General features: G+C 72.2%; 25 protein-coding genes. 15 read left to right on the plus strand and 10 right to left on the minus strand.

All coding sequences use genetic code 11. The features are described from left to right. Positions 1–123 precede the first annotated feature (123 nt). Together NV263_RS03985 and NV263_RS03990 are read left to right on the plus strand one after the other, a co-directional pair. On the plus strand, positions 124–612 hold the full coding sequence (locus tag NV263_RS03985; RefSeq protein ID WP_263251137.1) for a MarR family winged helix-turn-helix transcriptional regulator: 489 nt from the start codon (positions 124–126) through the stop codon (positions 610–612). Continuing rightward, the gene (locus NV263_RS03990) at positions 599–1,018 is read left to right on the plus strand and encodes an NUDIX hydrolase (RefSeq protein WP_263251138.1); all 420 of its coding nucleotides are present in this window, start codon (positions 599–601) and stop codon (positions 1,016–1,018) included. The genes NV263_RS03985 and NV263_RS03990 overlap by 14 nt, the downstream gene beginning before the upstream one ends. Here the strand turns inward: NV263_RS03990 and NV263_RS03995 are convergent, their stop codons facing one another. Together NV263_RS03995 and NV263_RS04000 are read right to left on the minus strand one after the other, a co-directional pair. Next, complete coding sequence (locus NV263_RS03995) at positions 1,019–1,537, minus strand: DUF1003 domain-containing protein (RefSeq protein WP_263251139.1); 519 nt, start codon at positions 1,535–1,537, stop codon at positions 1,019–1,021. It abuts the gene before it with no gap. Next, positions 1,530–2,831 carry a magnesium transporter MgtE N-terminal domain-containing protein gene (locus NV263_RS04000; protein ID WP_263251140.1) on the minus strand — a complete coding sequence of 434 codons (1,302 nt, stop codon included), beginning with the start codon at positions 2,829–2,831 and terminating at the stop codon, positions 1,530–1,532. The genes NV263_RS03995 and NV263_RS04000 overlap by 8 nt, the downstream gene beginning before the upstream one ends. 119 nt (positions 2,832–2,950) lie before the next feature. Between NV263_RS04000 and NV263_RS04005 the strand changes: the two genes are divergently transcribed. The 3 genes from NV263_RS04005 to NV263_RS04015 all read left to right on the plus strand — a co-directional run bounded on the left by NV263_RS04005 (position 2,951) and on the right by NV263_RS04015 (position 8,124). Continuing rightward, positions 2,951–3,910, plus strand: a complete 960-nt coding sequence (locus tag NV263_RS04005) for an HpcH/HpaI aldolase/citrate lyase family protein (protein ID WP_263251141.1) — start codon at positions 2,951–2,953, stop codon at positions 3,908–3,910. 135 nt (positions 3,911–4,045) lie between these two features. Further along, positions 4,046–7,444, plus strand: a complete 3,399-nt coding sequence (locus tag NV263_RS04010; RefSeq protein ID WP_263251142.1) for a patatin-like protein — start codon at positions 4,046–4,048, stop codon at positions 7,442–7,444. 161 nt (positions 7,445–7,605) lie between these two features. Further along, the gene (locus NV263_RS04015; RefSeq protein WP_263251143.1) at positions 7,606–8,124 is read left to right on the plus strand and encodes a general stress protein; all 519 of its coding nucleotides are present in this window, start codon (positions 7,606–7,608) and stop codon (positions 8,122–8,124) included. Between the two features lie 283 nt (positions 8,125–8,407). Here NV263_RS04015 and NV263_RS04020 read toward each other — a convergent pair whose 3' ends face one another. The 3 genes from NV263_RS04020 to NV263_RS04030 all read right to left on the minus strand — a co-directional run bounded on the left by NV263_RS04020 (position 8,408) and on the right by NV263_RS04030 (position 10,618). Next, entirely contained in the window at positions 8,408–8,626 is a 219-nt protein-coding gene (locus NV263_RS04020) for a hypothetical protein (RefSeq protein ID WP_263251144.1), read from the minus strand. 108 nt (positions 8,627–8,734) lie between these two features. Further along, positions 8,735–9,817, minus strand: coding sequence for a magnesium/cobalt transporter CorA (corA, locus tag NV263_RS04025; protein ID WP_263251145.1), 1,083 nt, complete (start codon positions 9,815–9,817; stop codon positions 8,735–8,737). Between the two features lie 393 nt (positions 9,818–10,210). Continuing rightward, the gene (locus NV263_RS04030) at positions 10,211–10,618 is read right to left on the minus strand and encodes an NUDIX hydrolase (RefSeq protein ID WP_397545629.1); all 408 of its coding nucleotides are present in this window, start codon (positions 10,616–10,618) and stop codon (positions 10,211–10,213) included. A gap of 173 nt (positions 10,619–10,791) precedes the next feature. Between NV263_RS04030 and NV263_RS04035 the strand changes: the two genes are divergently transcribed. The 5 genes from NV263_RS04035 (at position 10,792) to NV263_RS04055 (ending at position 13,921) form a co-directional block, all read left to right on the plus strand. Beyond that, positions 10,792–10,947 (plus strand): hypothetical protein, encoded by a 156-nt coding sequence (locus NV263_RS04035; protein ID WP_263254471.1) that lies wholly within the window; start codon positions 10,792–10,794, stop codon positions 10,945–10,947. Positions 10,948–11,117: 170 nt separating this feature from the next. Next, complete coding sequence (locus NV263_RS04040; protein WP_263251147.1) at positions 11,118–11,684, plus strand: PH domain-containing protein; 567 nt, start codon at positions 11,118–11,120, stop codon at positions 11,682–11,684. A 43-nt stretch (positions 11,685–11,727) separates the two neighbouring features. Then, a complete protein-coding gene (locus tag NV263_RS04045; protein WP_263251149.1) occupies positions 11,728–12,606 on the plus strand; it encodes a PHP domain-containing protein in 879 nt (292 codons plus the stop codon). A 108-nt stretch (positions 12,607–12,714) separates the two neighbouring features. Further along, positions 12,715–13,500 carry a RecB family exonuclease gene (locus NV263_RS04050; protein WP_263251150.1) on the plus strand — a complete coding sequence of 262 codons (786 nt, stop codon included), beginning with the start codon at positions 12,715–12,717 and terminating at the stop codon, positions 13,498–13,500. A gap of 7 nt (positions 13,501–13,507) precedes the next feature. Continuing rightward, positions 13,508–13,921 (plus strand): hypothetical protein, encoded by a 414-nt coding sequence (locus NV263_RS04055; RefSeq protein WP_263251151.1) that lies wholly within the window; start codon positions 13,508–13,510, stop codon positions 13,919–13,921. Between the two features lie 15 nt (positions 13,922–13,936). On the opposite strand, the gene NV263_RS04060 is transcribed toward NV263_RS04055, so the two are convergent. Next, the gene (locus NV263_RS04060) at positions 13,937–15,145 is read right to left on the minus strand and encodes an Rv3212 family protein (RefSeq protein WP_263251152.1); all 1,209 of its coding nucleotides are present in this window, start codon (positions 15,143–15,145) and stop codon (positions 13,937–13,939) included. A gap of 42 nt (positions 15,146–15,187) precedes the next feature. Further along, complete coding sequence (locus NV263_RS04065) at positions 15,188–16,738, minus strand: DEAD/DEAH box helicase (RefSeq protein WP_263251154.1); 1,551 nt, start codon at positions 16,736–16,738, stop codon at positions 15,188–15,190. Positions 16,739–17,218: 480 nt separating this feature from the next. Between NV263_RS04065 and NV263_RS04070 the strand changes: the two genes are divergently transcribed. Then, positions 17,219–17,905, plus strand: coding sequence for a ferritin-like domain-containing protein (locus tag NV263_RS04070; RefSeq protein WP_263251155.1), 687 nt, complete (start codon positions 17,219–17,221; stop codon positions 17,903–17,905). 233 nt (positions 17,906–18,138) lie between these two features. After that, positions 18,139–18,366 carry a DUF3107 domain-containing protein gene (locus tag NV263_RS04075; RefSeq protein ID WP_263251156.1) on the plus strand — a complete coding sequence of 76 codons (228 nt, stop codon included), beginning with the start codon at positions 18,139–18,141 and terminating at the stop codon, positions 18,364–18,366. Between the two features lie 87 nt (positions 18,367–18,453). On the opposite strand, the gene NV263_RS04080 is transcribed toward NV263_RS04075, so the two are convergent. Beyond that, positions 18,454–18,771, minus strand: a complete 318-nt coding sequence (locus NV263_RS04080) for a DUF4873 domain-containing protein (protein ID WP_263251157.1) — start codon at positions 18,769–18,771, stop codon at positions 18,454–18,456. Positions 18,772–18,782: 11 nt separating this feature from the next. Then, a complete protein-coding gene (locus NV263_RS04085; protein WP_263251159.1) occupies positions 18,783–19,541 on the minus strand; it encodes a TetR/AcrR family transcriptional regulator in 759 nt (252 codons plus the stop codon). Positions 19,542–19,614: 73 nt separating this feature from the next. Here NV263_RS04085 and NV263_RS04090 point away from each other — a divergent pair, with 73 nt between their 5' ends. Both NV263_RS04090 and NV263_RS04095 read left to right on the plus strand, forming a co-directional pair. Beyond that, positions 19,615–20,514 carry an AurF N-oxygenase family protein gene (locus NV263_RS04090; RefSeq protein WP_263251160.1) on the plus strand — a complete coding sequence of 300 codons (900 nt, stop codon included), beginning with the start codon at positions 19,615–19,617 and terminating at the stop codon, positions 20,512–20,514. Then, a complete protein-coding gene (locus tag NV263_RS04095) occupies positions 20,511–21,440 on the plus strand; it encodes an alpha/beta fold hydrolase (protein WP_263251162.1) in 930 nt (309 codons plus the stop codon). The genes NV263_RS04090 and NV263_RS04095 overlap by 4 nt, the downstream gene beginning before the upstream one ends. Before the next feature lie 46 nt (positions 21,441–21,486). Here NV263_RS04095 and NV263_RS04100 read toward each other — a convergent pair whose 3' ends face one another. Beyond that, positions 21,487–22,104, minus strand: coding sequence for a TetR/AcrR family transcriptional regulator (locus NV263_RS04100; protein WP_263251163.1), 618 nt, complete (start codon positions 22,102–22,104; stop codon positions 21,487–21,489). 191 nt (positions 22,105–22,295) lie between these two features. On the opposite strand from NV263_RS04100, the gene NV263_RS04105 reads away from it, so the two are divergent. Beyond that, complete coding sequence (locus tag NV263_RS04105; RefSeq protein WP_263251164.1) at positions 22,296–23,294, plus strand: alpha/beta fold hydrolase; 999 nt, start codon at positions 22,296–22,298, stop codon at positions 23,292–23,294. The last annotated feature ends 11 nt before the right edge of the window (positions 23,295–23,305 follow it).

Raw genomic sequence — 23,305 nt, forward strand, 5'->3', positions numbered from 1 at the left:
TACGGACCGGTAGCCGTCCGGCAGTAGGGACTGGGCGGCGCGATCCGCGACCGCGCAGCGCCGCCGGGGGCGATCCTGGGGGCGCTGCGCAGTCGGATGAACGCGTTCCGTAATATCCACTTCGTGGCCGAGACGGGTCTTGACCGATTACCGACTCGAAGTGAACTGCTGGCGTACCGGAGCTTCCTGCGCGCGCACGCCCGGGTCACGCGGTGCCTGGAAGGCGACCTCATCGCCGAGCAGCGGCTCACCCTGGCCGCCTACGACGTCCTCGAAGCGCTGTCCGAGGCGCCGGAGCGGCGACTGCGGATGACCGAGCTGGCCGACGTCGTGCTGCTGTCCCGCTCCGGCGTGACCCGGCTCGTCGACCGGTTGGAACGGCTCGGGCTGGTCAAGCGGGTGCGGGTGGACTCCGACGGGCGCGGGGTGCAGGCGGTGATCACCGAACGCGGCGAGGCCCGGTTGCGGATGGCCTCCCCGACGCACCGCAACGGCATCGCCCGCTACTTCCTGTCCGCGACGGCGGGCGAGCTGGAGACGCTGGTGCGCACCTGCGAACGGCTCGCCGACGGGGGTGTCCCGTCGCCCCCCGGGCAGCGTGCGCAAGCATGACGGGGTGCACGACCCGACACCTCGACTGATCCGCGCCGTCGGCCTGGTCCGCTTCGTGGCCGACCGGCTGCTGCTGGTGCGCGCCGACTACCAGGAGGCGTTCTACCTGCCCGGGGGCAAGATCGACCCGGGCGAGACCGAGCTGGAAGCGCTGCACCGCGAGGTGCGCGAGGAGCTGGGGGTGGGCCTGACCGGCGTCGGCTTCACCGGGCGCTACCGCGCCGACGCGGTCGGCCAGGGCGACGGGGTCCGGGTGGAACTGGCCTGCTACTCGGGCGTGCCGGACGGTGAACCGGTGCCCGCCGCGGAGATCGCCGAGCTGGCCTGGATGACGCGCGAGGAGTACCTGGCCCGTCCGGTGACCGCGCCCGCGATCGTGGCGCTGTTCGACGACCTGCGCCGCTGATCAGTCCGCCTGCCCGTCGGTGGCGCGGCGGCGCCGGGCGGCGGCGCTCTCCAGGCCGGGCAGCTCGTCGCGCAGCCGGTCCAGCTCGCCGCGCAGGTAGTCGCGGGTGACGACCTCGCCGACGGCCAGCCGCAGCGCAGCCAGTTCGCGGGCCAGGTAGTCGGTGTCGGCCTTGGTCTGCGCGGCCCGGGCGCGGTCCTCCTCCAGCGACACCCGGTCGCGGTCGTCCTGCCGGTTCTGCGCCAGCAGGATGAGCGGGGCGGCGTAGGACGCCTGGGTGGAGAACGCCAGGTTCAGCAGGATGAACGGGTAGGGGTCCCACGCGTACTGCACGGCGAAGACGTTGAGGGCGATCCAGGAGACCACGAACACCGTCATCCAGAACAGGAACTTGCCGGTGCCGAAGAACCGGGCGACGCGCTCGGAGATCTGGCCGAAGAACTCCGGGTCGTAGGAGACGGCGATGCGGCGCGGGGCGCGGGGCTGGTCGAGGCGGCGGTGGGTGAGCAGTTCAGGCATGCGGGGCTCCCGGGTTCGGCACTTGCTCCTCGGCGCCGCCGGGTTCGGGCAGGCCGCTCTCCCGCCAGTTCTCCGGCAGCAGGTGGTCGAGCACGTCGTCGACGGTGACCGCGCCGACCAGGTGCTCCTCGTCGTCCAGCACCGGGCCGCACACCAGGTTGTAGGCCGCGAAGTAGCGGGTGACCTCGGGCAGCGGCGCGTCGGCGGGCAGGCTGGCCAGGTCGGTGTCCAGCGCGGCGGCGACCAGGATGGACGGTGGTTCGCGCAGCAGCCGCTGGATGTGCACGCAGCCCAGGTAGCGGCCGGTGGGGGTGGCGGTCGGCGCGCGGCAGACGAACACCAGGCTCGCCAGCGCCACCGGCAGGTCCGGGTTGCGGACCATCGCCAGCGCCTCGGCGATCGTGGCGTCCGGTGTGACGACGACCGGTTCCGAGGTCATCAGCCCGCCCGCGGTGTCCGCGGAGTACTCCAGCAGGCGCCGGACCGGAGCGGACTCCTCCGGGGCCATCAGCCCGAGCAGCCGATCCTTGTCCACTTCGGACAGTTCGGCGAGCAGGTCCGCGGCGTCGTCCGGGTTCATCGCCTCCAGCACGTCGGCCGCCCGCTGTTCGTCCAGGTGCGCCACCAGGTCCTTCTGGTCCTCCTCGGGCAGTTCCTCGACGACGTCGGCCAGCCGCTCGTCGTCCAGCGCCTCGGCGACCTCGTAGCGGCGCTTGGCGGGCAGCTCGTGCAGGGCGCTGGCGACGTCGACCGCCCGCATCGCGTCGAAGACCGCGAGCAGCTGCTGGACGCCCTGCGGCTGGCCGGTCAGCTCGGCGAAACCGAGCCCGCGCACCTGGTCCCAGTCCAGCACGTGCGTCGGGGCGCGCCTGCCGAGCCGACCGGTGCGTTCCCGGACCGCGACCTTGGTCAGCTGCCAGTCGCGGGTGCGGGTCGGTTCCATGGCGACGTCCACCAGCGTCGCGGGCGCCTCCGAGGGCAGCACGGTGACCCGCGCGTCGAGCAGCTGGCCGAGCACGAGCAGTTCGTTGGGGCGCTGGCCGAACTTGCGGAGGTTGACCGTCCCGGTCCCCAACACCACCGCGTTCGGCTCGATGCTGGTCACCCGCAGCATGGGCACGAAGATCCGGCGTCTGGTCGGGATCTCCAGCACCAGCCCCAGCACCCGGGGCGGCTGCCGTCCGACGCCCAGCGCCGCGACCACGTCGCGCACCCGGCCGATCGACTCGCCGTCCGGTCCGAAGACCGCGAGTCCTGCCATCCGGGCTGCGAAAACCCTGGTCACGGGTGCCACGCCGATCAGGCTAGAGACTCCGGCCGAGCCCTGCCGTCCGAGGCCCCCACGAGGACGGACCGGTCGGGACGGCGGCGTGGTAGACAACCAGTGCGTCGCGATCGAACAGGAGGACCGCCGTGGTCGACCGTCACCGAGCCCGCCGCAGCTGCCTGGCCGTGCCGGGATCCAGCGCGAAGATGATCGACAAAGCCCGCGGCCTCGCGGCCGACCAGTTCTTCCTGGACCTGGAGGACGCGGTGGCGCCGCTGGCCAAGGCCGAAGCGCGGGAGCGCGTGGTCGACGCGCTCAACGAGGGCGGCTGGGGCGACCGGACCCGGTCGGTGCGGGTCAACGCGCTGACCACGGAGTGGACCTACCGCGACGTGGCCGCGGTGGTGGAAGGCGCCGGCGCCAACCTGGACACGATCGTCCTGCCCAAGGTCAGCACGCCCGACCACGTCCGCTGGCTGGACCTGACGCTGACCCAGGTCGAGCGCGCCACGGGGCTGGAGGTCGGCCGGATCGGCATCGAGCCGCAGATCGAGGACGCCGCCGGGCTGGAGGCCGCCGGTGCCATCGCCGGTGCCTCGCCCCGGGTCGAGGCGCTCGTCTACGGCCCGGCCGACTTCATGGCGTCGATCAACATGCGTTCCCTGGTGGTCGGTCACCAGCCGCCCGGCTACGACGTCGGCGACGCCTACCACTACGTGCTCATGAAGATCCTCACCGCCGCCCGCGCGCACGGGGTGCAGGCGGTGGACGGGCCGTACCTGCAGATCAAGGACGTCGACGGGCTGCGCGCGATCGGCGGCCGCGCCGCGGCGCTGGGCTTCGACGGCAAGTGGGTGCTGCACCCGGCGCAGATCGACGCGGTGAACGAGATCTTCTCGCCGCGCCAGGAGGACTACGACCACGCGGAGAACATCCTGGACGCCTACGAGTGGCACACCTCGGCGGCCGGGGGCGCCCGCGGCGCCGCGATGCTCGGCGACGAGATGATCGACGAGGCGTCCCGCAAGATGGCGCTGGTCATCGCGGGCAAGGGACGCGCGGCGGGCATGCGCCGCACGGACCGCTGGACGCCGCCTGCGCAGTGACGGCGGCGTGTCACCCCGTTCGCCCAGGTCCGTTGCTCCGTGGCGGGGAATGCCGGCGCTCGACGGTCTCGTAGCGGCCCCGGCGCGGTAGTTTCGGCGAAGATCCGCGATGTCGATCGAGGGGGCGGCTTCGACGTGGCCACCGCTGCAGGTGCGGAGAACGAGCAGGAACTGCGGCTCGCGCTGGCGATGCGCGGCGGGACCAGCATGGCGGTGTGGATCGGCGGGGCCGTCGCCGAGATCAACCACCTCCGCCGCGCGCTGGACGGGGACGACCGGCACCCGTGGGCGGCGTTGGCGCGGCTGGCCGGGTACGACTCGGTCGTGGTCGACGTGCTGGCCGGGGCCTCGGCCGGCGGGCTGAACGCGACGCTGCTGTCGGCGGCGCTGGTGTACGGGATGCCGTTCGACCGGATGCGCCAGGTGTGGGTGCGACTGGCCGATGTGGAGGCGATGTCCCGGCCGCTGCCGCGGTTCTGGCAGCCGTCCCCGCCGTCTCCGCTGGAGGGCGACGGCTACTTCCGGGCCGAACTGGAGCGGGTGATCAACGAGTACGTGCCCGCGACGCCCGGCGACCCGGCGCGCCGGGCCGACCTGCTGCTCACCGCGACGCTGCTGGACCCGGTGGTGGAGCGGCACTTCGACGGCCGTTCCGGGCCGATGTTGCAGGAGCGCCGCGAGGCGTCCTTCCGCTTCCGGCACCAGGGACGCGCCGGGGACCCGATGTCGGACTTCGGGGCGGGTGCGGAATTCGGCCGCACCGTGCGGCAACTGGCGCACGCCGCCCGGTCCACCTCGTCGTTCCCGTTCGCCTTCGAACCCGCGCAGGTGTACTCCGCGCAGGGCGAGCCGCCGACCGGGCTGCCGAACATGCTGGGCCGGTTCTCCGAGGTGTCCGCGTCGCCGCAGGCCCCGCCGTTCCGGGTGATGGACGGCGGCGTGCTGGACAACATCCCGGTGACGGCGGCGATCCGGGCCATCGCCGACGCCCCGGCGGACCGGCCCACGCACCGCTGGCTGCTGTACTTGAACCCCGACCCGGTGGCCTCGCACGGGCAGCGGCGCGGGTCCTCGCTGGCCGTTCCGGTGGCCTCCAGCGCGATCCGGGCGCGCATGACCCAGGAGTCGCTGCTGGCCGATCTCGACGCGCTGGAGGAGCACAACCGCTCGGTGGAGCGGCTGGCGCTGCGGCGCCGGTCGCTGTTCGCCCCGTTGCACGCCGCCGAACCGGGCCGGCGCGAGGCGGAACTGGCGCGGCTGGCCGATGCGGCGGAGCCGGACAACGCGGTGGTGCGGGCGGAACTCGACGCGCAGGCGGTCCACCGGCTGCTGACCGAACCGGCGGGCACCGAGGACGGCAAGCTGCTCCCGCCGGTGGCCGGCGACCCGTTGGCGGGCTGGTCGGCGCAGGCGCGCACCCAGCTCGAACGGCGCCTCTCGGACGGCCTGGCGCGGGAGGCGACCGCGCGGGTCTTCGACGACAGCCGCGCGCTGGTGTCCGCCGTGCAGGAGTGCCTGTCCTGGGCGTGGGACGTCGAGCGGTGGTCGGACGCCGCGGAGATCGGGCGGTGCAAGTCGATCCTGTACCGGCTGCGGACGTTCGCGGAGGTCCTCGAAGCGCACGCGGACCGCTACTGGATCAACGGCGCCGAGCTGGAACCGATCGTCGAGGTCGCCGAGCTCGACGAGTGGGTGCAGCGGGTGCTGCGCCGGCGGGACCGGTTGCAGCATCGGCTGCCCTCGCCGGTGCGGCCGCTGCTGGGGGAGGTGCTGCGGACCGTCGAGGACGGCACCGACTTCCAGCGCGAACTCGCCGAGTTCGCCCGCGAGCTGCTGTCCATCGTGGAGTCCTCGGGCGCGGACGCGGCGCCGCACGACAACGGCGGGGTGGACGCGGTGGCGCAGGCGCGCGAGGTGCTGCTGCGGGTCGCCGACCGGCTCGCCGCCGCCGCGCCCGGACGCCCGGACGTCGAGGGACCGGAGCAGGTCGGTTTCGCGCTGCTGGAGCAGGCGGGGAACCGGCGCGCCGAGGTGCTGCGCCGGATCGTGGTGCTGACCGCGCCGCTGGACGTCGGCCGGGTGCCGGGTTCGCGGATCAACCTGCTCCGGGTCGTCAGCGACGAGCAGACGCCGTTGCCGTTCGCCGCGCTGCGCCGCGGCGACGGCGAGCCGCTGCGCATCGAGGACAAGATCCGCGGCTTGGACCTGGGCAGTTTCAGCGGGTTCCTGTCCGCGAAGTGGCGGGCCAACGACTGGATGTGGGGCCGGATGGACGCCGCCGCCGGCCTGGTCCGGCTGTTCGCCGACGCCGGCCGCTGGGTGCGCAGGCACGCCGGGTCCGAGGAGCTCGGCGACGCGCTGCAGGCCGTCGTCAGCCGCCCCACCGAGGGGGAGCTGGGCGAACTCGACGAGCAGCAGGCGAGGCAGTGGCGCGCGTTCCTGGCCGAGCTGTGGGCCCGGCACGCGGCCGACGTGCGCGCCGAACTCGACGCGATGTTCGCCGACCCAGACGGGGAACACCCGCTGCGGGAGACCCGGAAGCTGCTCACCGAACGTCTCCAGTGGACGATCGCGGCCACGGAAATCCCGGTCGTCGCGGCGGTTTCGGAAGGTGCGGACCCCGCAGGCGGAGACGATCGCCCGGTCCCCGCGCCGGACCGCCTGGCGTCCGAAGTGGAGGGTTACCGGGTCGGGCGGCAGCGGCTGGGCGACCTCGGCGAGCGCCGGGTGCTGTCGATAGCGACCCGGCTCGGACTGCTCGTCCACCGCGCGGCCCGGCCGACCGGTCGCGGCGCGTTGCGCTGGCTCGCCCGCCGGGCGATGACGCTGGTGAAACCGCTGCTGCTGGCGATCGTCTACGCGGCGGCGGCGCCCACGCGCGCCGCGCTGCTGGCGTACCTGTCGGTCGCGAGCGTGACCCTCACCGGGCCGGGACCGGTGCGGGCGTCGGACGGCCCCGCCGGGCTCCTCGCCGCGAAGACGTACGCGGCGAGCGGGGCCGGTGACGGCGTGCTGTTCGGCTGGTTCGGCTACTCCCCACCGGACAGGTGGGCGGTCTGCTACTCCACACGCGACTGGGCACCCGACGCGGTGCTGCTGCTCACCGCACTGCTCAGCGCGGTCTTCGCGGTGTGGCTGGGGCTGCGGGTCGCGCGACGGCTCGGCTCGGGACTCGCCCGCTGGGCACCCGGACTGGTCGTGGCGCTGGCGCTGCTCGCCGCGCAGACGTGGATCTTCACCACCGGCTTCCGCCTCGGCCCGCTCGGGCTCGGCATCGTGGCGACCCTGCTGACCTGGCCGTTCACCGTCGCCTACCGGGTCGGCGCGCGCGTGGCGTCGGTGGTGCTCACCGCGGTGGTCTTCGTCGCCGTCCTGGCGCTGTACGACCACGGCAACGTGCTGGGGCTGGCCGACGTGGCGTTCGGCAGCTCCGGTTGGGCCGTGGCGGCGACCGCTTTCGTCGGCTACGCGCACATGATCCTGCTGGGCACGATCGACGCCCTCCCGCCGCGGCCCCGCACATCCGCCGCGTGAGCGCGGACGGGCGGCGGCGAACACCTGCCCGAAGGCGCGCGGCCAACCCGATCAACGGTGGACCGAGCGGGTAGCCTGGATGTGCAGGGGACATTACGCAGGAATCGGGCCAGCCCGGTCCGGCCGGTCCCGCGGCAGCGAGTTCCACGGAGGTGTCAGCGGTGTCCAACCCGTTCACCGGTCCAGGCCGGTCGGCGCCGGGCACACCCAACCTGCCCACCCCGCCCACCGGTTGGCCGATCGGTTCCTACAGCACGTACGAAGAGGCCCAGCGCGCGGTCGATCACTTGGCCGACAACGACTTCCCGGTGCAGGAGGTCACCATCGTCGGCGTCGACCTGATGTTGGTGGAACGCGTGACCGGACGGCTCACGTGGGGGCGCGTGCTCGGCGGCGGTGCGGCCTCCGGCGCCTGGTTCGGTCTGTTCGTCGGCCTGATCATGGGCATGTTCACCACGCAGGCCACCTGGATCGGCCCGGTGCTGGTCGGCCTGGGCACCGGCATCGTGTTCGGGCTGGTGTTCGCCGCGGTCGGCTACGCGTCGACGCGCGGCCGCCGGGACTTCTCCTCGGCCAGCCAGCTGGTCGCGGGCCGCTACGACGTGCTGGCCCAACCCCGGCACGCCGAACAGGGCCGCGACATGCTCGCGAAGCTCGCGATGCGCCCGCCGACGGAGTAGCGCTCGTTCTCCGGGATTTTCCACGGGGTTCGCGGTGTTCCGCCGCGAACCCCGACTCCGCGACCGACCCGGCCCAGGCGGTCGCGGAGTCCACTGAGGATGGAATCAGACCTGCTGCGCGATCAGCACGAAGACGGTGATGATCCAGCCCATGAGCAGGGCCAGCAGGAAGGTGAGCTTGTTGACGATCAAGCGGGTCATGGCGGTACCTCCGGCGTGAAGGACGACGGTCGACGAGGACGTTCGCTTCACGATGTGGCCCGCGGTCATTCCCCCCGGGGCGTCAGCGCACCACGGCGCTCGGCGCGGCGGGAATCGCGTCCCACATCGCGCCGGGTTTTCGCTCGATCCAGGCGGTGTGCCTGAAGTGCCGCTCGGCGAGATCCCGGCGCGGCACGGGACTTCGCCGCAGCGCGAGGCGTTCGAGCAGAGGCTGCCGCCTGCCGCGCTCGTGCGGGACGCAGTGCATGACGACCTCCTCGCGCGCTCGGGCAGCCGTCATCGCGGACGGCGTTGCGGGACAGGAGAACCGCACCCGGCGGAAGGCCGGGAGCGAAGAGAACCCGAACGGATGATCGCGAACGGGCACTGACATGTTACAACGCCCCCTTCACAACCACTTGTTCCGGCGGAAGATCTTGAACAGCACGATGCAGGAGATCAGCATCACCAGCAGCGTCATCGGATAGCCGAACTTCAGGTCCAGTTCGGGCATCACCTTGAAGTTCATGCCGTAGATCCCGGCGATCATCGTCGGCGTCGAGATGATCGCGACCCACGCCGAGATCTTGCGCATGTCGGTGTTCTGCTGGAGCGTGATCTTGGCCAGGGTGGCGTCGACCAGCGTGGTCAGCAGTTCGTCGAAGGAGTTGACCTGCTCGGACACCTTCGCCAGGTGGTCCTCGACGTTGCGGAAGTAGGAGCGCACCTCGTCGGCGACCATCGGCAGGTATCCCTCGGACAGCCGCTGCAACGGCTTGGTCAGCGGCAGCACCGCGCGCCGCAGCTCCATCGCTTCGCGCTTCATCAGGTAGATCTGCTCGGCGTCGATCTTGGTGCGCGGTTCGAAGACCTCGGCCTCGATCTCGTCGATGTCGTCCTGGATGGCTTCGGTGACCTCCAGGTAGGTGTCCACGACGTGGTCGGCGATGCCGTGCAGCACCGCCGACGGCCCCAGCGCGAGCTGTTCGGGGTCGGCCTCCAGCTGGGTGCGCACCTCGGCCAGCCCCGCGTGCTTGCCGTGCCGCACGGTGATCACGAAGTCCCGCCCGACGAAGACCATCAGCTCGCCGGTCTCGACGATCTCGCTGGTGGCCGTCAGCGTCTCGTTCTCCACGTACCGGACGGTCTTGAGCACCATGAACAGCGTGTCGTCGTAGCGCTCCAGCTTCGGCCGCTGGTGGGCGTGCACGGCGTCCTCGACGGCCAGCTCGTGCAGCCCGAAGGTCTCGGCGATGCCGTTGATCTGCTCCTCGTCGGGTTCGTGCAGCCCGATCCAGACGAACCCGGAACCGCGCCGCCGGACCTCCTCGATGGCGTCGTCGTGGTTCCACTCGCCCTCAAGGCGGTGGCCGTCGACGTAGATGGCGCAGTCGACCACGTAGGCGGACAGCGGAGCGGGGGTGCGCGGCGCGGAGCGCGTTCCGCGGCCGTTGCGACGGCTGCGCAGGCCGAGCGAGGGCAGAGTGGGCACGGCGACCTCCGAGGTTCGGGGCACTGGGGCGCTGAGCGGGTTTCCTCTCGCGGGTCGCGCATCCCGGCCGGCGCCGTCGTGTCCACCTCGGGGCGGTGGGCGTACCTAGAGAACGACCTCTCCGGCGGGGATGCGGTTGGTACTGCACGGGAGTGCGCTATCCGCACTGCTCAACGATCCCTCACCTCCCTCAGGTCACCCACCGTCGGTGGTCCCGACCAGCCAACGGGCAACCATACCCGTTGGGGGACCCGGCGACGCAACGGACCGCAGTCGAGCTCACGGCAGCACGGCGAAACGGGTGAAATCCCAACCCGCGAGATATGACTATGCTTCACGTTTGGCGGAAACGCGTCAGCGGGGCCGAAGGCCGCCCCGGAGGGTCGTGCCCCGTCACTCGTTGCGGGGTAAACAATCCCAGTGGCGCAACGCGTCCGCCAGGCCCGTGGTGAGCGCGTTCTGCCGTTCCAGTGTGGCGAAAGTCGCACTGTCCGCCCACACCGCGTCCGCGGCGTCATCACCAGGGGAAAGATCCGTTCCACTACTCCAACAGGAGTAGTCCAGGATTTCGAACGTTCCCTTCGGGCCGGGGCGGAACACGCGCCCGATGAGAGGCCCGACGGTGACGGAGAGTCCTGTTTCCTCGCGAACTTCGCGCCGTACTGCCGAATGGTCCGATTCCGACTGCTCCACCCGGCCACCAGGGAGGGACCACTTCCCCTTTTCGGGGTCGTGTGCGCGTTTGACCAGCAGCAATCGGCCGCGCGGGTCGTGGATGACGGCGCCCACGCAGCGGATCACCGGGTTTTCCGATATGATCACCGCCACGGAGGGTAGTTGATCCGGGCCTGCCCGGAACCGACTGACCCAAGTGCGGTACAAAGCTGCCGTAAAGCGGCGGTGTGCGGTACAACGGATCAGCAGGCGCCTGCGGCTATCAAAGGGCATTTCGGACGGGGTGCGTCACAGTGAACATGAAGAAACTCCTGACCTGGGCCGGGATCGCGCTCGCCCTCTTCTTCCTGATCTCCTCGCCGAACGAAGCGAGTGGTTTCGTCAACAGCGTGCTGGCGAATCTGCAGCAGGCGGCCGAAGCGGTCATCACCTTCATGCAGAACCTGTTCCGGTAGTTCCGGCCGGTCTGCGGCAGGTGGTCCCGCAGCGGACCCCACAGGCACCGCCTCGTCGTGGCGACTCCTCGCGGGGCGGTGTCTGAGCGATCAGGGGCGGTACCGGCGGACGACCGGTCGACGCCGCGCCACACAACGACGGTAGACGCGAGCCGCAGGAGGCGGGTGCCGTGTTCGCACCGAAGGATCCCGACGAGTACCTGCTCGACACCGAACGCCGGGTCATTCGCGTCCGGCGGCACTGGGCATGCCTGGTCTGGGACCTCTTCGAGGCGGTCGGGCTGCTCCTGGGCATCGTGATGGTGTCCTACCTGCTGCCGGAGAACAACGCCGTGGTGCAGAACGTCCTCTGGTACGCGGGGTTGGTCGTGCTGGTGCGCTTCACCTACCAGGTCCTCGACTGGTACGTGGAGCGCATCGTCGTCACCGACAAGCGGTTCCTCATCACCACCGGCATCTTCACCACCAACGTGGCGATGATGCCGATCACGAAGGTCACCGACCTCACCTTCGCGCGCACGCTGATGGGTCGCGTGCTCGGCTACGGCACGCTCGTCGTCGAGTCCGCCGGTCAGATCCAGGCGCTGAACCGCATCGAGTACGTGCCGAACCCGGACGAGGTGGAGGACGCGATCTCCGGGCTGGTCTTCGGCGACAAGAAGAGCCAGCAGGACCGCTTCTCCATGCTCAAGGCGCGTCGTGCGGCGGTCGGCAAGCGCAAGGCGGCCAAGCTCTGACGTCGGGCTGACGGCGCCCGCGCAGGGCACGTCAGTCACACTGATGGGTGTGCGAATCGACCTGCACACGCATTCCACCGAGTCCGACGGGACCGACACACCCGCGCAGCTCGTCGCCGCCGCCGTCGCGGCCGGGCTCGACGTGGTCGCGCTGACCGACCACGACACCGCGGCCGGGTGGGCGGAGGCCGAGCAGGCCGTGTCGGAGCTGTCCGGAGCGTCCGGGTTCCGGTTGGTGCCCGGGGCCGAGTTGTCCTGCTCGTCGCCGGACGGACGGGGCCGCGAGATCACCGTGCACCTGCTGGCCTACCTGTTCGACCCGAAGTCGCCGGCGTTGGCCGCGGAGCAGGCGCGGTTGCGCGCCGAGCGCCGGGAGCGGTTGCGCGAGATGGCGCGGCGGATGGCCGACGACGGGTTCCCGGTCGATCCCGACGAGCTGATGGCCGGACTGCCGCCGGACTCCCCGGGCGGGCGTCCGCACCTGGCGCGGGCGTTGGTGCGCGCCGGGACGGTGGGCAGCGTGGACGAGGCGTTCGCGCGGTACCTCGGCGCCGGGGGGCGCTACTACCTGCCGCGCACCGACACTCCCGTGCGCCGGGCCATCGACATGATCACCGAGGCCGGCGGGATCACCGTGTTGGCGCACCCGTTCGCGACCGCGCGCGGGCCCGTGGTGACCGCCGAGGTCGTCGCCGAACTCGCCGAGCACGGGCTCGGCGGAGTCGAGATCGACCACCCCGACCACGACGCGGTCACCCGGGAGCGGTTGCGCGGGCTCGCCGCCGACCTCGACCTGATCCCGACCGGCAGCAGCGACTACCACGGCACCAACAAGACGATCGAGATCGGCCAGGAGACCACTGCGCCCGATTCGCTGGATCGCCTGGTGGAGCGCTGCACCGGCAGCAAGGTCATCGGCTGAAAACGAGCGCCGGGCGGGGCGAATCGTGGTGTGGGCGCGAAGCTGCGTACTGTGGTGTGCGTGCAGGGCCAGCTGAGTCTTGAAGGCATTCCCGCCAGACTGGTGCGCGTGACGCCCGCCAGGCTCGCCACCTGGGCGCTGTGCAGGCGCAAGTACCGCATGACCTACCTCGACCGGCCGACGCCCTCGCGCGCGGGAGCCTGGGCGGGCAGCACGCTCGGCGCCGTCGTGCACAACGCCCTGCGCGCCTTCTTCGAACTCCGGCCCGCGCACCGCACTCCGGAACGGGCCGCGGCGCTGGTGCGCGAGTACTGGAAGAACGACGGATTCGCCGACCGCGAGCAGGCCGCCGACTACCGGGAACGGGCGCAGCGCTGGGTCCGCGAGTACGTGGCGCGACTGGACCCCGGACTGTCGGTCGTCGCCGTCGAGCGCTGGGTGTCCGCGCCGCTCGGCACGATCATCGCCGAGGGGCGGGTGGACCGCCTCGACGACCGCGACGGTGAGCTCGTCGTCGTCGACTACAAGACCGGGCGGCACGGACTTCGCCTGGACGACGCGAAGAACTTGCTCGCGCTGGGGCTGTACGCGCTCGCGGCGCGCAAGAACCTGCACCAGGAGTGCCACCGGGTGGAGCTGCACCACCTGCCGAGCGGGCAGGTCGCCGGGTGGGACCACACCGAGGAGTCGCTGGCCGAGCTGTTGGCGCGGGCCGAGCGGCTGGCCGGGGAACTCCAGGCCGCCACTGACGCGTTCGCGGAGTCGGGGGACGTCGAGGAACTGTTCCCGCCGCGCACCGGTCGGCACTGCTCCCAGTGCGATTTCCGCGCGCACTGCCCGGAGGGCAGGCAGGCCGCACCAGAGGTGCCGCCGTGGGCGTCACTGGGAGACTGACGACGACATGCGACCGACACGATCGCCCGACGACCCGATGCGCCGACCGGGCTCCCGGGACCCGCGCCGTCCGCGGGACGACCTCCACCCCGACGTGGTGGTGCGACCTCGCGCGCGGCACGCGCGGGCCCGTCCGGTCCGCTCCAGCCGGGCCGGTACGGCGTTGCGCGGCATCACCGGATCGCTGGCGGCCGGGTCCCTGGTGCTCGGCCTCGCCCTGGTCGGAATGCAGTTCTGGGCGACCGCGCACGGGCAGGAGGGGCCCGGGCTCCCGGCGGTGATCTGGCAGGTGGTCAGCGGTCTCGTGGCCGTGGTGCTGCAGGCCGTGTCGGACCGCCGCCGCGACACCGTCGGCGGTTGGGCGCTGGTGTGCGTCCTGGTGGTCGTGTTCGGTTCGCTGTGGTTCTGGTGGTGGGCCTGAGCGTCCGAAGTGGACTCAGCGCAGCGCGACCAGGGTGTCGCCGCGCTGTTCCAGCAGCGTCGAGCCGGCCGCGCCGAGCTGCACCGGACCCGGGTAGCCGTGCCGGTCGACCGGGATGACGCACTCCCGCGCCCCGGTCGCCGGGTCGAGCACCGCGAGACCGTCCCGGACCGGGACGAGGACCCGGCCGCCGAAGTCGATCCCCGGGCCCAGCGCGTCCGGGACGGTCCACTGCGGGGTGAGCGTGGTCGGGTCCAGGGCCAGGGTGTCCGCGCCGGTGTGCCAGTAGACGTGCGAGCCGGTGCGGGTCGGCTCCACCTGGACGTTCCCGTGGAGGTCGGCGGGGCCGAGGTGCACCGGGTAGCGGGCGGCGATCGAACCGCCGGTGTTGTAGACCAGCACCTCGGAGCGGTCCCGGACCAGCACCGCGACCCGCTTCTCGTTCACCGCGACGACGCTCGTCTGCGTGCTGCCGAGGCCGGTGCTGAACACCTGCTCGGACTTCTCGTAGTCCTTCGGGTGGGTCTTGAGCATCGTGACCCGGTCGCCCAGCGTGGTGCCCGGGCACTTCTCGATCACGCCGATGCGCGCCTCACCGACGGCGACCGACGAGTAGGTGCAGTCCGGGCGCTCGATGTTGTTGTCCGGGTTCTTCAGGTCGACCGGGATGCCGTACTGCTCGGTGAGCACCATGTCCGACCGCCACGACTCGAAGGTGCGGCGGCCGGTCGCGGTGACGTAGGTGCCGTCGGAGAGCAGTCGGGTGCCGAACTCGGCGTCGGAATTGCGCTGCGGACCGCGCACGCCGGTGGCCCCGCGCAGCGACGTCACCTCGCTGCAGTTGTGCGACTTGCGGTAGACCGCGAGGGCCCGGTTCCACTCCGAGCCGACCGTGCACAGTGGAATGTCGCGGGAGTACGACCAGCTCGGCTGCCCGGTGACCGGGTCCCGGCCGACGACCTCCGAGCCCGCCCCGGTCACGACGGCCGGACCGGCCACCACCGGGACCGGCGTGGCCGGGCTCGGCGCGCGCCACGCCTCGGTCAGCGTCGGCGGAACGGCCACCGCTGGCGGCTGCTCCGGCAGCGGTCGGGGTGCGGTCTGCGAGACCGTGGCACGCGCGTCGCTGTTGAACCACACCACCGCCGAGCCCGCGATCACGGCCGCGACCAGCACCACCGCGGCGGCGACGTCGGCTTTCGTGCGCCGTTCCGGCCGGACCACTGGCGACTCCTAGATCGGCTCTGGCGTTCCGGGCCAGCTTAGCTACGCGGCGCCGTCGTCGGAGCGACCGCTGTGCGCGCCCGCGGCGTCGCCCGGTTCGCCGGTCGCGGCTGCCGAGCCGCGCCGCCTGCGGCGCCGACGGCGGGGGCGTTCGTCGCCGTCACCGGCCCCGCTCGCCGAGTCCGACGACTGCGCGTTCGCGGCGACGTCGACGCCACCCCGGGTGCGGCGCCGCTTGCGGCGGCCCGCCGGGCGGGTCTCGTCGGTGCCGGCGGTGTCGCCGTCCGCGGGCTTCTGCTCCACGCCGCTGCGGGTGCGGCGGCGACGGCGGTTGCCGTGGCTCTTGCGCACCTCGCCGTCCGGTTCGGCCTCCAGGCCGGGCCGGGTTCGCTTGGCCAGCGGGAGCCGACCCGTGACGTCCTCCGGGATGTCCAGGTCGCTGAACAGGTGCGGCGAGGTCGAGTAGGTCTCGACCGGCTGCGGCTTGTCCAGGCCGAGTGCGTCGCTGATCAGCTTCCAGCGCGGTTCCTCGTCCCAGTCGACCAGGGTGATCGCCACGCCCTCGCGGCCGGCGCGGCCGGTGCGCCCGATGCGGTGCACGTAGGTCTTCTCGTCCTCCGGGCACTGCAGGTTGATCACGTGCGTGACGCCCGCCACATCGATGCCGCGGGCGGCGACGTCGGTGGCGACCAGGGTGTCGACCTTGCCGGAGCGGAAGGCGCGCAGCGCCTTCTCCCGGGCGCCCTGGCCCAGGTCGCCGTGCACCGCCCCGGCGGCGAACCCGCGCTCGACGAGGTCGTCGGCGAGCTTCTGCGCCTGCCGCTTGGTGCGGCTGAAGATCATGGTCAGCCCGCGTCCCTCGGCCTGCAGCGCGCGGGCGATCAGCTCGGTCTTGTCCATCGCGTGCGCGCGGTAGACGAGCTGGCGGGTGCGTTCGTGGACCGCGCTCTCGTCGGCCTGCTCGGCGCGGATGTGCGTGGGCCGGGTCATGAACGTGCGGGCCAGGGTGAGGATCGGGCCCGGCATGGTGGCCGAGAACAGCATCGTCTGCCGCTGCTCGGGGACCATGTGCATGATCCGCTCGACGTCGGGCAGGAAGCCCAGGTCGAGCATCTCGTCGGCCTCGTCGAGCACCAGGCCGCGGACCTTGCCGAGGACCAGCTGCCGCTGCTCGGCGAGGTCCAGGAGCCGACCGGGGGTGCCGACGACCAGGTCGACGCCTTCGCGCAGCGCCGCGATCTGCTCCTCGTAGGGCCGCCCGCCGTAGACGGCGACGGTGCGCACGCCCAAGTGCTTGCCCGCCTCGGTGAGGTCGCGGGTGACCTGCAGGCACAGCTCGCGGGTCGGCACCACGACCAGCGCCTGCGGAGTTCCGTCGCCGGGCAGCTGAAGCCGCTGCAGCAGCGGGACGCCGAAGCCGAGCGTCTTGCCGGTGCCGGTGCGCGCCTGGCCGATCAGGTCCTCGCCGCGCAGCGCCAGCGGCAGCGTCAGCTCCTGGATGGCGAAGGTGTGCTCGATGCCGGACTCGTGCAGCGCGCGGACGATGTCCGGGTGCACGTCCAGTTCGGCGAAGGTGGGGGCGCCGGACGACACCGCGGAAACGATGTCGGGGCCGCCGCCCCCTGTCCGATCTTCGAGGCCGTCGGTGGCCTGGCTGTTGGTGAACGTCAGAATGATCGCCTCTCTCGGTACTCGCGCGCACGCCTCCCGCAACGGGCCGATCCGTCGTGACGTCCTCCCGGCGGCGCGGCTGCGTGGTCGCGGCCGCGCGATGTGCTCGTGGTCACCGACGTGATGGTGCGCGCCTCTGTTCGCCCAGCGGTACTGGTCCAGCTGGTTCTTCCTCTCGGCGTCGGGGTGCCGCGAGCGTTCGGGGCGCTCGCGCCGGCGGTGTCCCGGGGCCGTCCCGCTCGGCCGCCCCTGGACGACCGGACCGTGACGTGGAGGGAGCCGACCCTGCGGGGAAACCGCACCGCCTGACACCGAAGCCTCCGGAGCCGAGGATACCTGTTGGCCGGTGATGGTCGTCGTGGGCGCGGCCACGGCGTGGCGCCGCCGGTTACGCTGCCTGACATGAGTGAGGCTGACCAGAGCGCGACGCTGTCCGGTGGTGCCGACGAACGCTACGAGGAGGGCGTGGTCGACCTGCTCGCGGCCCTGGCCTACGGGGAGCTGTCGGCTTTCGATCGTCTCGCCGAGGACGCGCGGACCGCGCCCACGCTGACCGGGCGGGCGGCCCTGGCCAGCATGGCGGCAGCGGAGATCGGGCACTACAAGCTGCTCGAACAGCACCTCGCGAGCCGGGGCGTGGCGGTGGACGAGGTGATGCAGCCGTTCGCCGCGCCGTTCGACGACTTCAACGCGTCCACGGCGCCGCACTCGTGGCTGGAGTCGCTGGTCAAGGCGTACGTGGGTGACGGTCTGGCGGCCGACTTCTACCGCGAGGTCGCCGAGTGGCTCGACCCGACGACGCGGCAGCTGGTGCTGGCGGTGCTGGCCGACACCGGGCACTCCGCGTTCGCCGAGCGCGAGGTGCAGGCGGCCTGCGAGCAGGACCGCACGCTCCGGGACAAGCTCACGCTGTGGGGCCGGCGGCTGCTCGGGGAGGCCATGACGCAGGCGCAGCGGGTGGTGGCCGAGCGGGACGCGCTCGCCGAGCTGATCATCAAGGGCTCCGGCGACCTCACCGGCATCGCCGCGATGTTCCGCCGACTGCAGAACAACCACACCAAGCGGATGGGCCGGCTCGGCCTGGGCTGATCAGAGCCTGTCTTTGAACTTGGTTCCGGCGGGGCGTGGTAAGCGGCGTCAGCCGCTTTCTCTTTCGGTGAGCGGTCTCGCAACCGGCACCGCCGCTGAGGTTCCGCTCCCGGCACCGCCACGCACAACGAGTTCGAAGACGGGCTCTGAGGCGCGGTGTTGGCGCCGGTGGTGAGCGGGCTGGGATAGCCTGGCCGCATCCATCTGAGTTCGAGTTCCAACGGAGGTTCGGCGTGGAGGTCAAGATCGGCGTCGTGGACAGCCCGCGTGAGCTGACGATCGCCAGCGGACAGTCCCCCGAGCAGGTCGAGTCGCTGGTCGCCGACGCGCTGAAGAACGCTGACGGCGTGCTGGCCCTGACCGACGAGAAGGGCCGCCGGTTCATCGTGCCGTCCGGCAAGGTGGCCTACGTGGAGATCGGGGCGTCGGAGGCGCCGCGCGTCGGCTTCGGCGTGGGCTGAGCGTCCAAGCGTGCGCGGGGCGGACGACCGTCCCGCGATCGTGGCGGAGGGCGTTCCGGGAGCGGTCCCGGGACGCCCTCCGTCGTCTCAGCGCAGGTCCGCTTCGGTGAGCACGGGGAACGGCGGTCGTCCGACACCGGTGATCCGGTAGCGGCCCCACGGGTCCGGGTCGGACAGCGTGCCGACCGCCTCGCCCTGCGGTGTGCGCAACACCACGTCCTTCTTCCGGCCGTCGGCGAGCTCGCGCACCTCGTCGTGCGCCGCGACCCGGCCGTACCAGTGGAACCTGCCGTCGATGGGCTGGAAGTGCCCGCGCAACACCACGTCGACGGAGATCTCGCGATCTTCGGTCGACACCGTCGCCCGGCCCCGGTAGTCGTCCTCGTCGTGGTCGTGCTCCTGCATCGGGCGCTCCTTCAGTTGCCGGTGGCTTCGGTACCGGTGTCGTCGGCGACCAGGCGGAGCCCGCTGTCGCCGTCGAGTTCGAGCGGTTCGTCCGGGTCGATCACGATGTCCGCCGCCCGCAGCACGCCGTCGATCGCGTACCAGATGATCTGCGCCAGGTAGGCGGTGAGGTCGCCGCGGCTCATCGACTGGCGCTCCAGCCACCAGTCACCGCTGGCCTGCACCATGCCGACCAGGCCGTGGCTCCACGCCTCCACGCCTCCGGAGTCGAGGCCGAGCATCCGCATGTACTCGCCGAGGATGCGCGACAGCGAGTTGGCGATCACGGTCTTCTCCGCCGACACCGGGTCGGCGCGGACCGGCTTGTCGGCGAAGGTCCGCTGCACCACGAACCGGTACAGGTCCGGGTACTGCTCGATGGTGCCCAGGTAGGCGTCGATCAGGCGGTGGATGCGCTGGTTGGGGCTGCCGCTCTCGGCCAGCAGCGGTCGCAGCCGCTCCATCAGCAGCTCGGTGCCCCACTCGCCGACGGCCACGTACAGGTCGCTCTTGTCGCTGAAGTGCCGGTACAGGACCGGCTTGCTGACCCCGGCCTCGGCCGCGATGTCGTCCATGCCGACCTCGGCGCCGTGCTTGCCGATCGCGCGCACCGCGGCGTCCACGAACTCGGCGCGCCGGGCGCGGCGGTGCTCGCGCCAGCGCTCCCGCCGCGCGTCGCCTCGGGGGTTCTGCTGCGCAGCGGTCTTGACAGGGCGAGAGATGTCGCTCACGCTACCCAAGGTAACTGTTACTGGAAGTAACATGCAATATGCGTCTGCGGCAGCTCGAAGGGGAGATGGCCGGATGAGCAGGGCCCTGCAGGTCAACGACCGGGAGAAGACCGCGGCACGGCTGCTGAGGTCGTCCGCCAAGAACAGCTACGACCCCGAGGTCGACGTCGACTGGGACGCCCCCCTGGCGGAGGGCAAGCCCTACATCCCGTTCAAGCGCAGCTCGCTGTACGGCACCGAGTACTGGGACCGGCTCACCGAGGAGCAGCGGGTCGAGCTGACCAAGCACGAGTTCGCCAGCATCGCCTCCAACGGGCTGTGGTTCGAGGTCCTGCTGATGCAGATGCTGCTCAAGCAGTTCTACGACTCCGATCCGCGCAGCAACCACGCGCAGTACGCGCTCACCGAGATCGCCGACGAGTGCCGCCACTCGACCATGTTCGGCAAGGCGGTGGACCGGATCGGCGCACCCGCCTACGGGCCGGTGCCGCTGCTGCACCTGGGCGGCCGATTCCTGCCCGCGACGCTGAAGGGCCCGTCCGCGTACGCCTCGATCCTCGTCGCCGAGGAGATCCTGGACCGCTTCCAGCGGGACCAGATGTACGACGAGGACGTCCAGCCGCTGGTCCGCATGGTCAACCGGATCCACGTGCTGGAAGAGGCCCGGCACGTCACCTTCGCCCGCGAGGAGGTGGTCCGGTTGATGGCGAAGTGCAACGCCGCGGAGCGCGCCTACCACCAGTACTGGACGGCGCTGGTCTCCTACTGCATCTGCTACAGCCTGATCAACCCCCGCGTCTACAAGGCCGTCGGCCTGCGCCCGCGCGACGCGCACCGGGCGGCGTGGGAGAACCCGCACTTCCAGGACACGCTGCACTGGGGCGGCGAGAAGATCATGGCGTTCCTGCGCGAGGCCGGGCTGGTCGGCAAGCCCGGTATGCGCTGGTGGAGGAAGGCGTTCCTGGTCCGATGAAACTCGACACCGCACCGATCACCGAGTTCACCACCAGCGACGGCACCCGGCTGCGCGTCGTGGTGGACGGCCCCGCGGACGCGCCGGTCACCGTGCTGTTCGTGCACGGCTGGGCGCTGACCAGGCACGCCTGGGAGCGGGTGGCGACCGGCCTGCCGAAGGCGGCCGACGTGCCGGTCCGCACGCTGCGCTTCGACCTGCGCGGCCACGGCGAGAGCGACCCGGCGCCGCCGGGGAGCGCGCACATCGCCCGGTGCGCCGACGACGTGGCGGAGCTGATCACCGAGCTGGTCGCGGACGGCCCGCTGGTGCTCGCCGGGCATTCCATGGGCGGCATGACGATCATGGCGCTGGCCGAGCGGCACCCGGAGCTGTTCGACGCGCGGGTGGCCGCGGTCGCCCTGGTGGGGACCTCCGGTGGCGATCTGGTGGCGCCCGACCTGGGACTGCCGCGGCCAGTGGCCGCGCTGGTCAACCGGGTCGAGCGGGTGGTCCGCAGGCGGCTCGCCGTCGCACGCGGGCGCCGGTTCAGCCCGCAGGCCGGACCGCTGCGGCCGGGGCTGCGGTGGCTGCTGTTCGGCACCGACCCGGACCCCGCCGACGTGGCGGCGACCGCCGAGTGGGTCGCCGGCTGCCACCCGGCGAACATGGCCGGGTTCCGCGAGTCGCTCGCCGCGCACGACCGGATCCGCGTGCTGGAGGCGCTGCGCGCCAAGCCGACGGTGATCGCCGCCGGGCTCGACGACCGCCTCTGCCCGCTCCCGCACGCGCGGCGGATCGCCGATGCGGTCCCGGAGGCGGAGCTGCTGCTCTACGCGGGGGCCGGGCACATGCTGCCGTTGGAGCGCGCCGGCGAGATCACGTCCAGGATCGGTCGCCTGGTCACGACCGCGGCCGAACGGGCTCAGGGCGTGTCGGTCCGGTGAGCGGCGCAGGCCGGGAGGGCGGCGCGTTCCCTCCCGGCCTCGCCCGTCACGACTGGAGGGGGAAGCCCGCCAGCCCCTTCCAGGCCAGCGTGGACATCAGGTTCACCGCTTCCTCGCGGGGAATGGACCGCTGCTCGTCCAGCCAGTAGCGAGCGGTGACGTGGCTGAGGCCGACCAGGCCGACCGCGAGCAGCCGGGCGCGGTCGGCGTCGAGCCCGGCATCGGCGGTGACCGCCTCGGCCACCGCGTCGATGCAGCTGGACAGGGCGGACTCGACGGCTTTCTCCACCGCCGGCTCGCCGCGCAGGTCGGACTCGAAGACCAGCCGGAACGCCTGGCCCTCGCCGTCGACGAACTCGTAGAGCGCGCCGACCGCCGCCCGCACCCGCTGCTTGTTGTCCGGAGTGGACTCGATGGCCTGCCGGACGCGGCGGACCAGGTCGTTGCCGTGCGTCTCCAGCAGTGCGAGGTAGAGCTCCAGCTTGCCCGGGAAGTGCTGGTAGAGGACCGGTTTGCTGACCCCTGCGCGCTCGGCGATGTCGTCCATCGCCGCCGCGTGGTACCCGTTGTGCACGAACACGTGCTGCGCGGCCTCCAGCAGCTGCGCCCGGCGTGCGTCGCGGGGCAGCCGGACCCCCCGGCTCGGCTGCGCGGTCTCGGTCATCCTCGCCTCCACCCGGTTCCTTCCCTGTCGGGGGCCGCGGGGCGACCCCGGGCATCATGACTCTACTCGCCGGTAGACGCACGCACCGACTCCCGCCCGCCCGTCGCCCGACCGCGGCCCGACCGCCACCCCCCCCACGGAGGCGCTGCGCGCCGCGCTGCTGGTTTGGTCCGGGCGGCATCCTGTAAGTCGTGACGACGACATCGGCCGCGCCGCTCCGCCGCGAATTGACGAGGGTACCGCTCGCGGTGGACGGCATTCCGCCGCTGGACCTGACCGCGACCCCGCCGCCCGGGCACTGCACCGTCATCGACACCCGCTGGGGGCCGCTGCGGCTGCACGCTCGCGAGACCCCCGGGCCCGCGCCCGACGCGCCGATCGCGGTGCACCTGCACGGACTGGCGGGCTCCGCGACGAACTGGACCGACCTGTCCCGCCAGCTGTCCGGGCGGCTGCGCAGCATCGCCGTGGACCTGCCGGGCTTCGGCCACAGCGAACCGCCGCCGGGTTTCGACTTCGGACGGCAGGCCCACGCCCACGTGCTGGCCCGGTACCTGGACGGGCTCGGGGCCGGTCCGGTCCACCTCACCGGGAACTCGTTCGGCGGCGCCGTGGCGGTCGAGCTCGCCGCGACCCGCCCGGACCTGGTCGCGACGCTGACGTTGATCTCCCCGGCCATGCCGGACCTGCGGCCCGACCCCCGCAGGCTGTCCGATGCGCGGATCGTGCCCGCGCTGCTGCCGGTCGTCGGGGCGCGGGCCCGGCGCCGACTGGCCGCGGTCACCCCGCACGAGCGCGCCGAACGACTGATGCGGCTGTGCTTCGCCGAACCGGACTCGGTGCCCGCGCACCGCGTCGCCGAGGCCGCCGAGGAGTTCCGGGAGCGCGAGGCGCTGCCGTGGGCGGGACCGTCGCTCGGGCGCACGACCACCGCGCTGCTGCTGTCCTGGCTGGTGCCGCCGTCGCGGTCGCTGTGGTGGCGGCTGCGGCAGGTCGCCGCGCCGACGCTGGTGGTGTGGGGGCTGGCCGACCGGGTGGTCAGCGCGCGGAAGGCGCCGCGGACCGCGGCGACGCTGCCGCGGGGTCGGCTGCTCGTGTTACCCCGGACAGGGCACGTTGCTCAGATGGAGCGTCCCCGGATGGTGGCACGCGCCGTTCTCGGCTTGGTCGACGCCGACTCCTCGTGGTGATCGGGGTGCCT

The sequence above is a fragment of the Saccharopolyspora rosea genome, from assembly GCF_025643595.1.
GTDB lineage: Bacteria > Actinomycetota > Actinomycetes > Mycobacteriales > Pseudonocardiaceae > Saccharopolyspora > Saccharopolyspora rosea.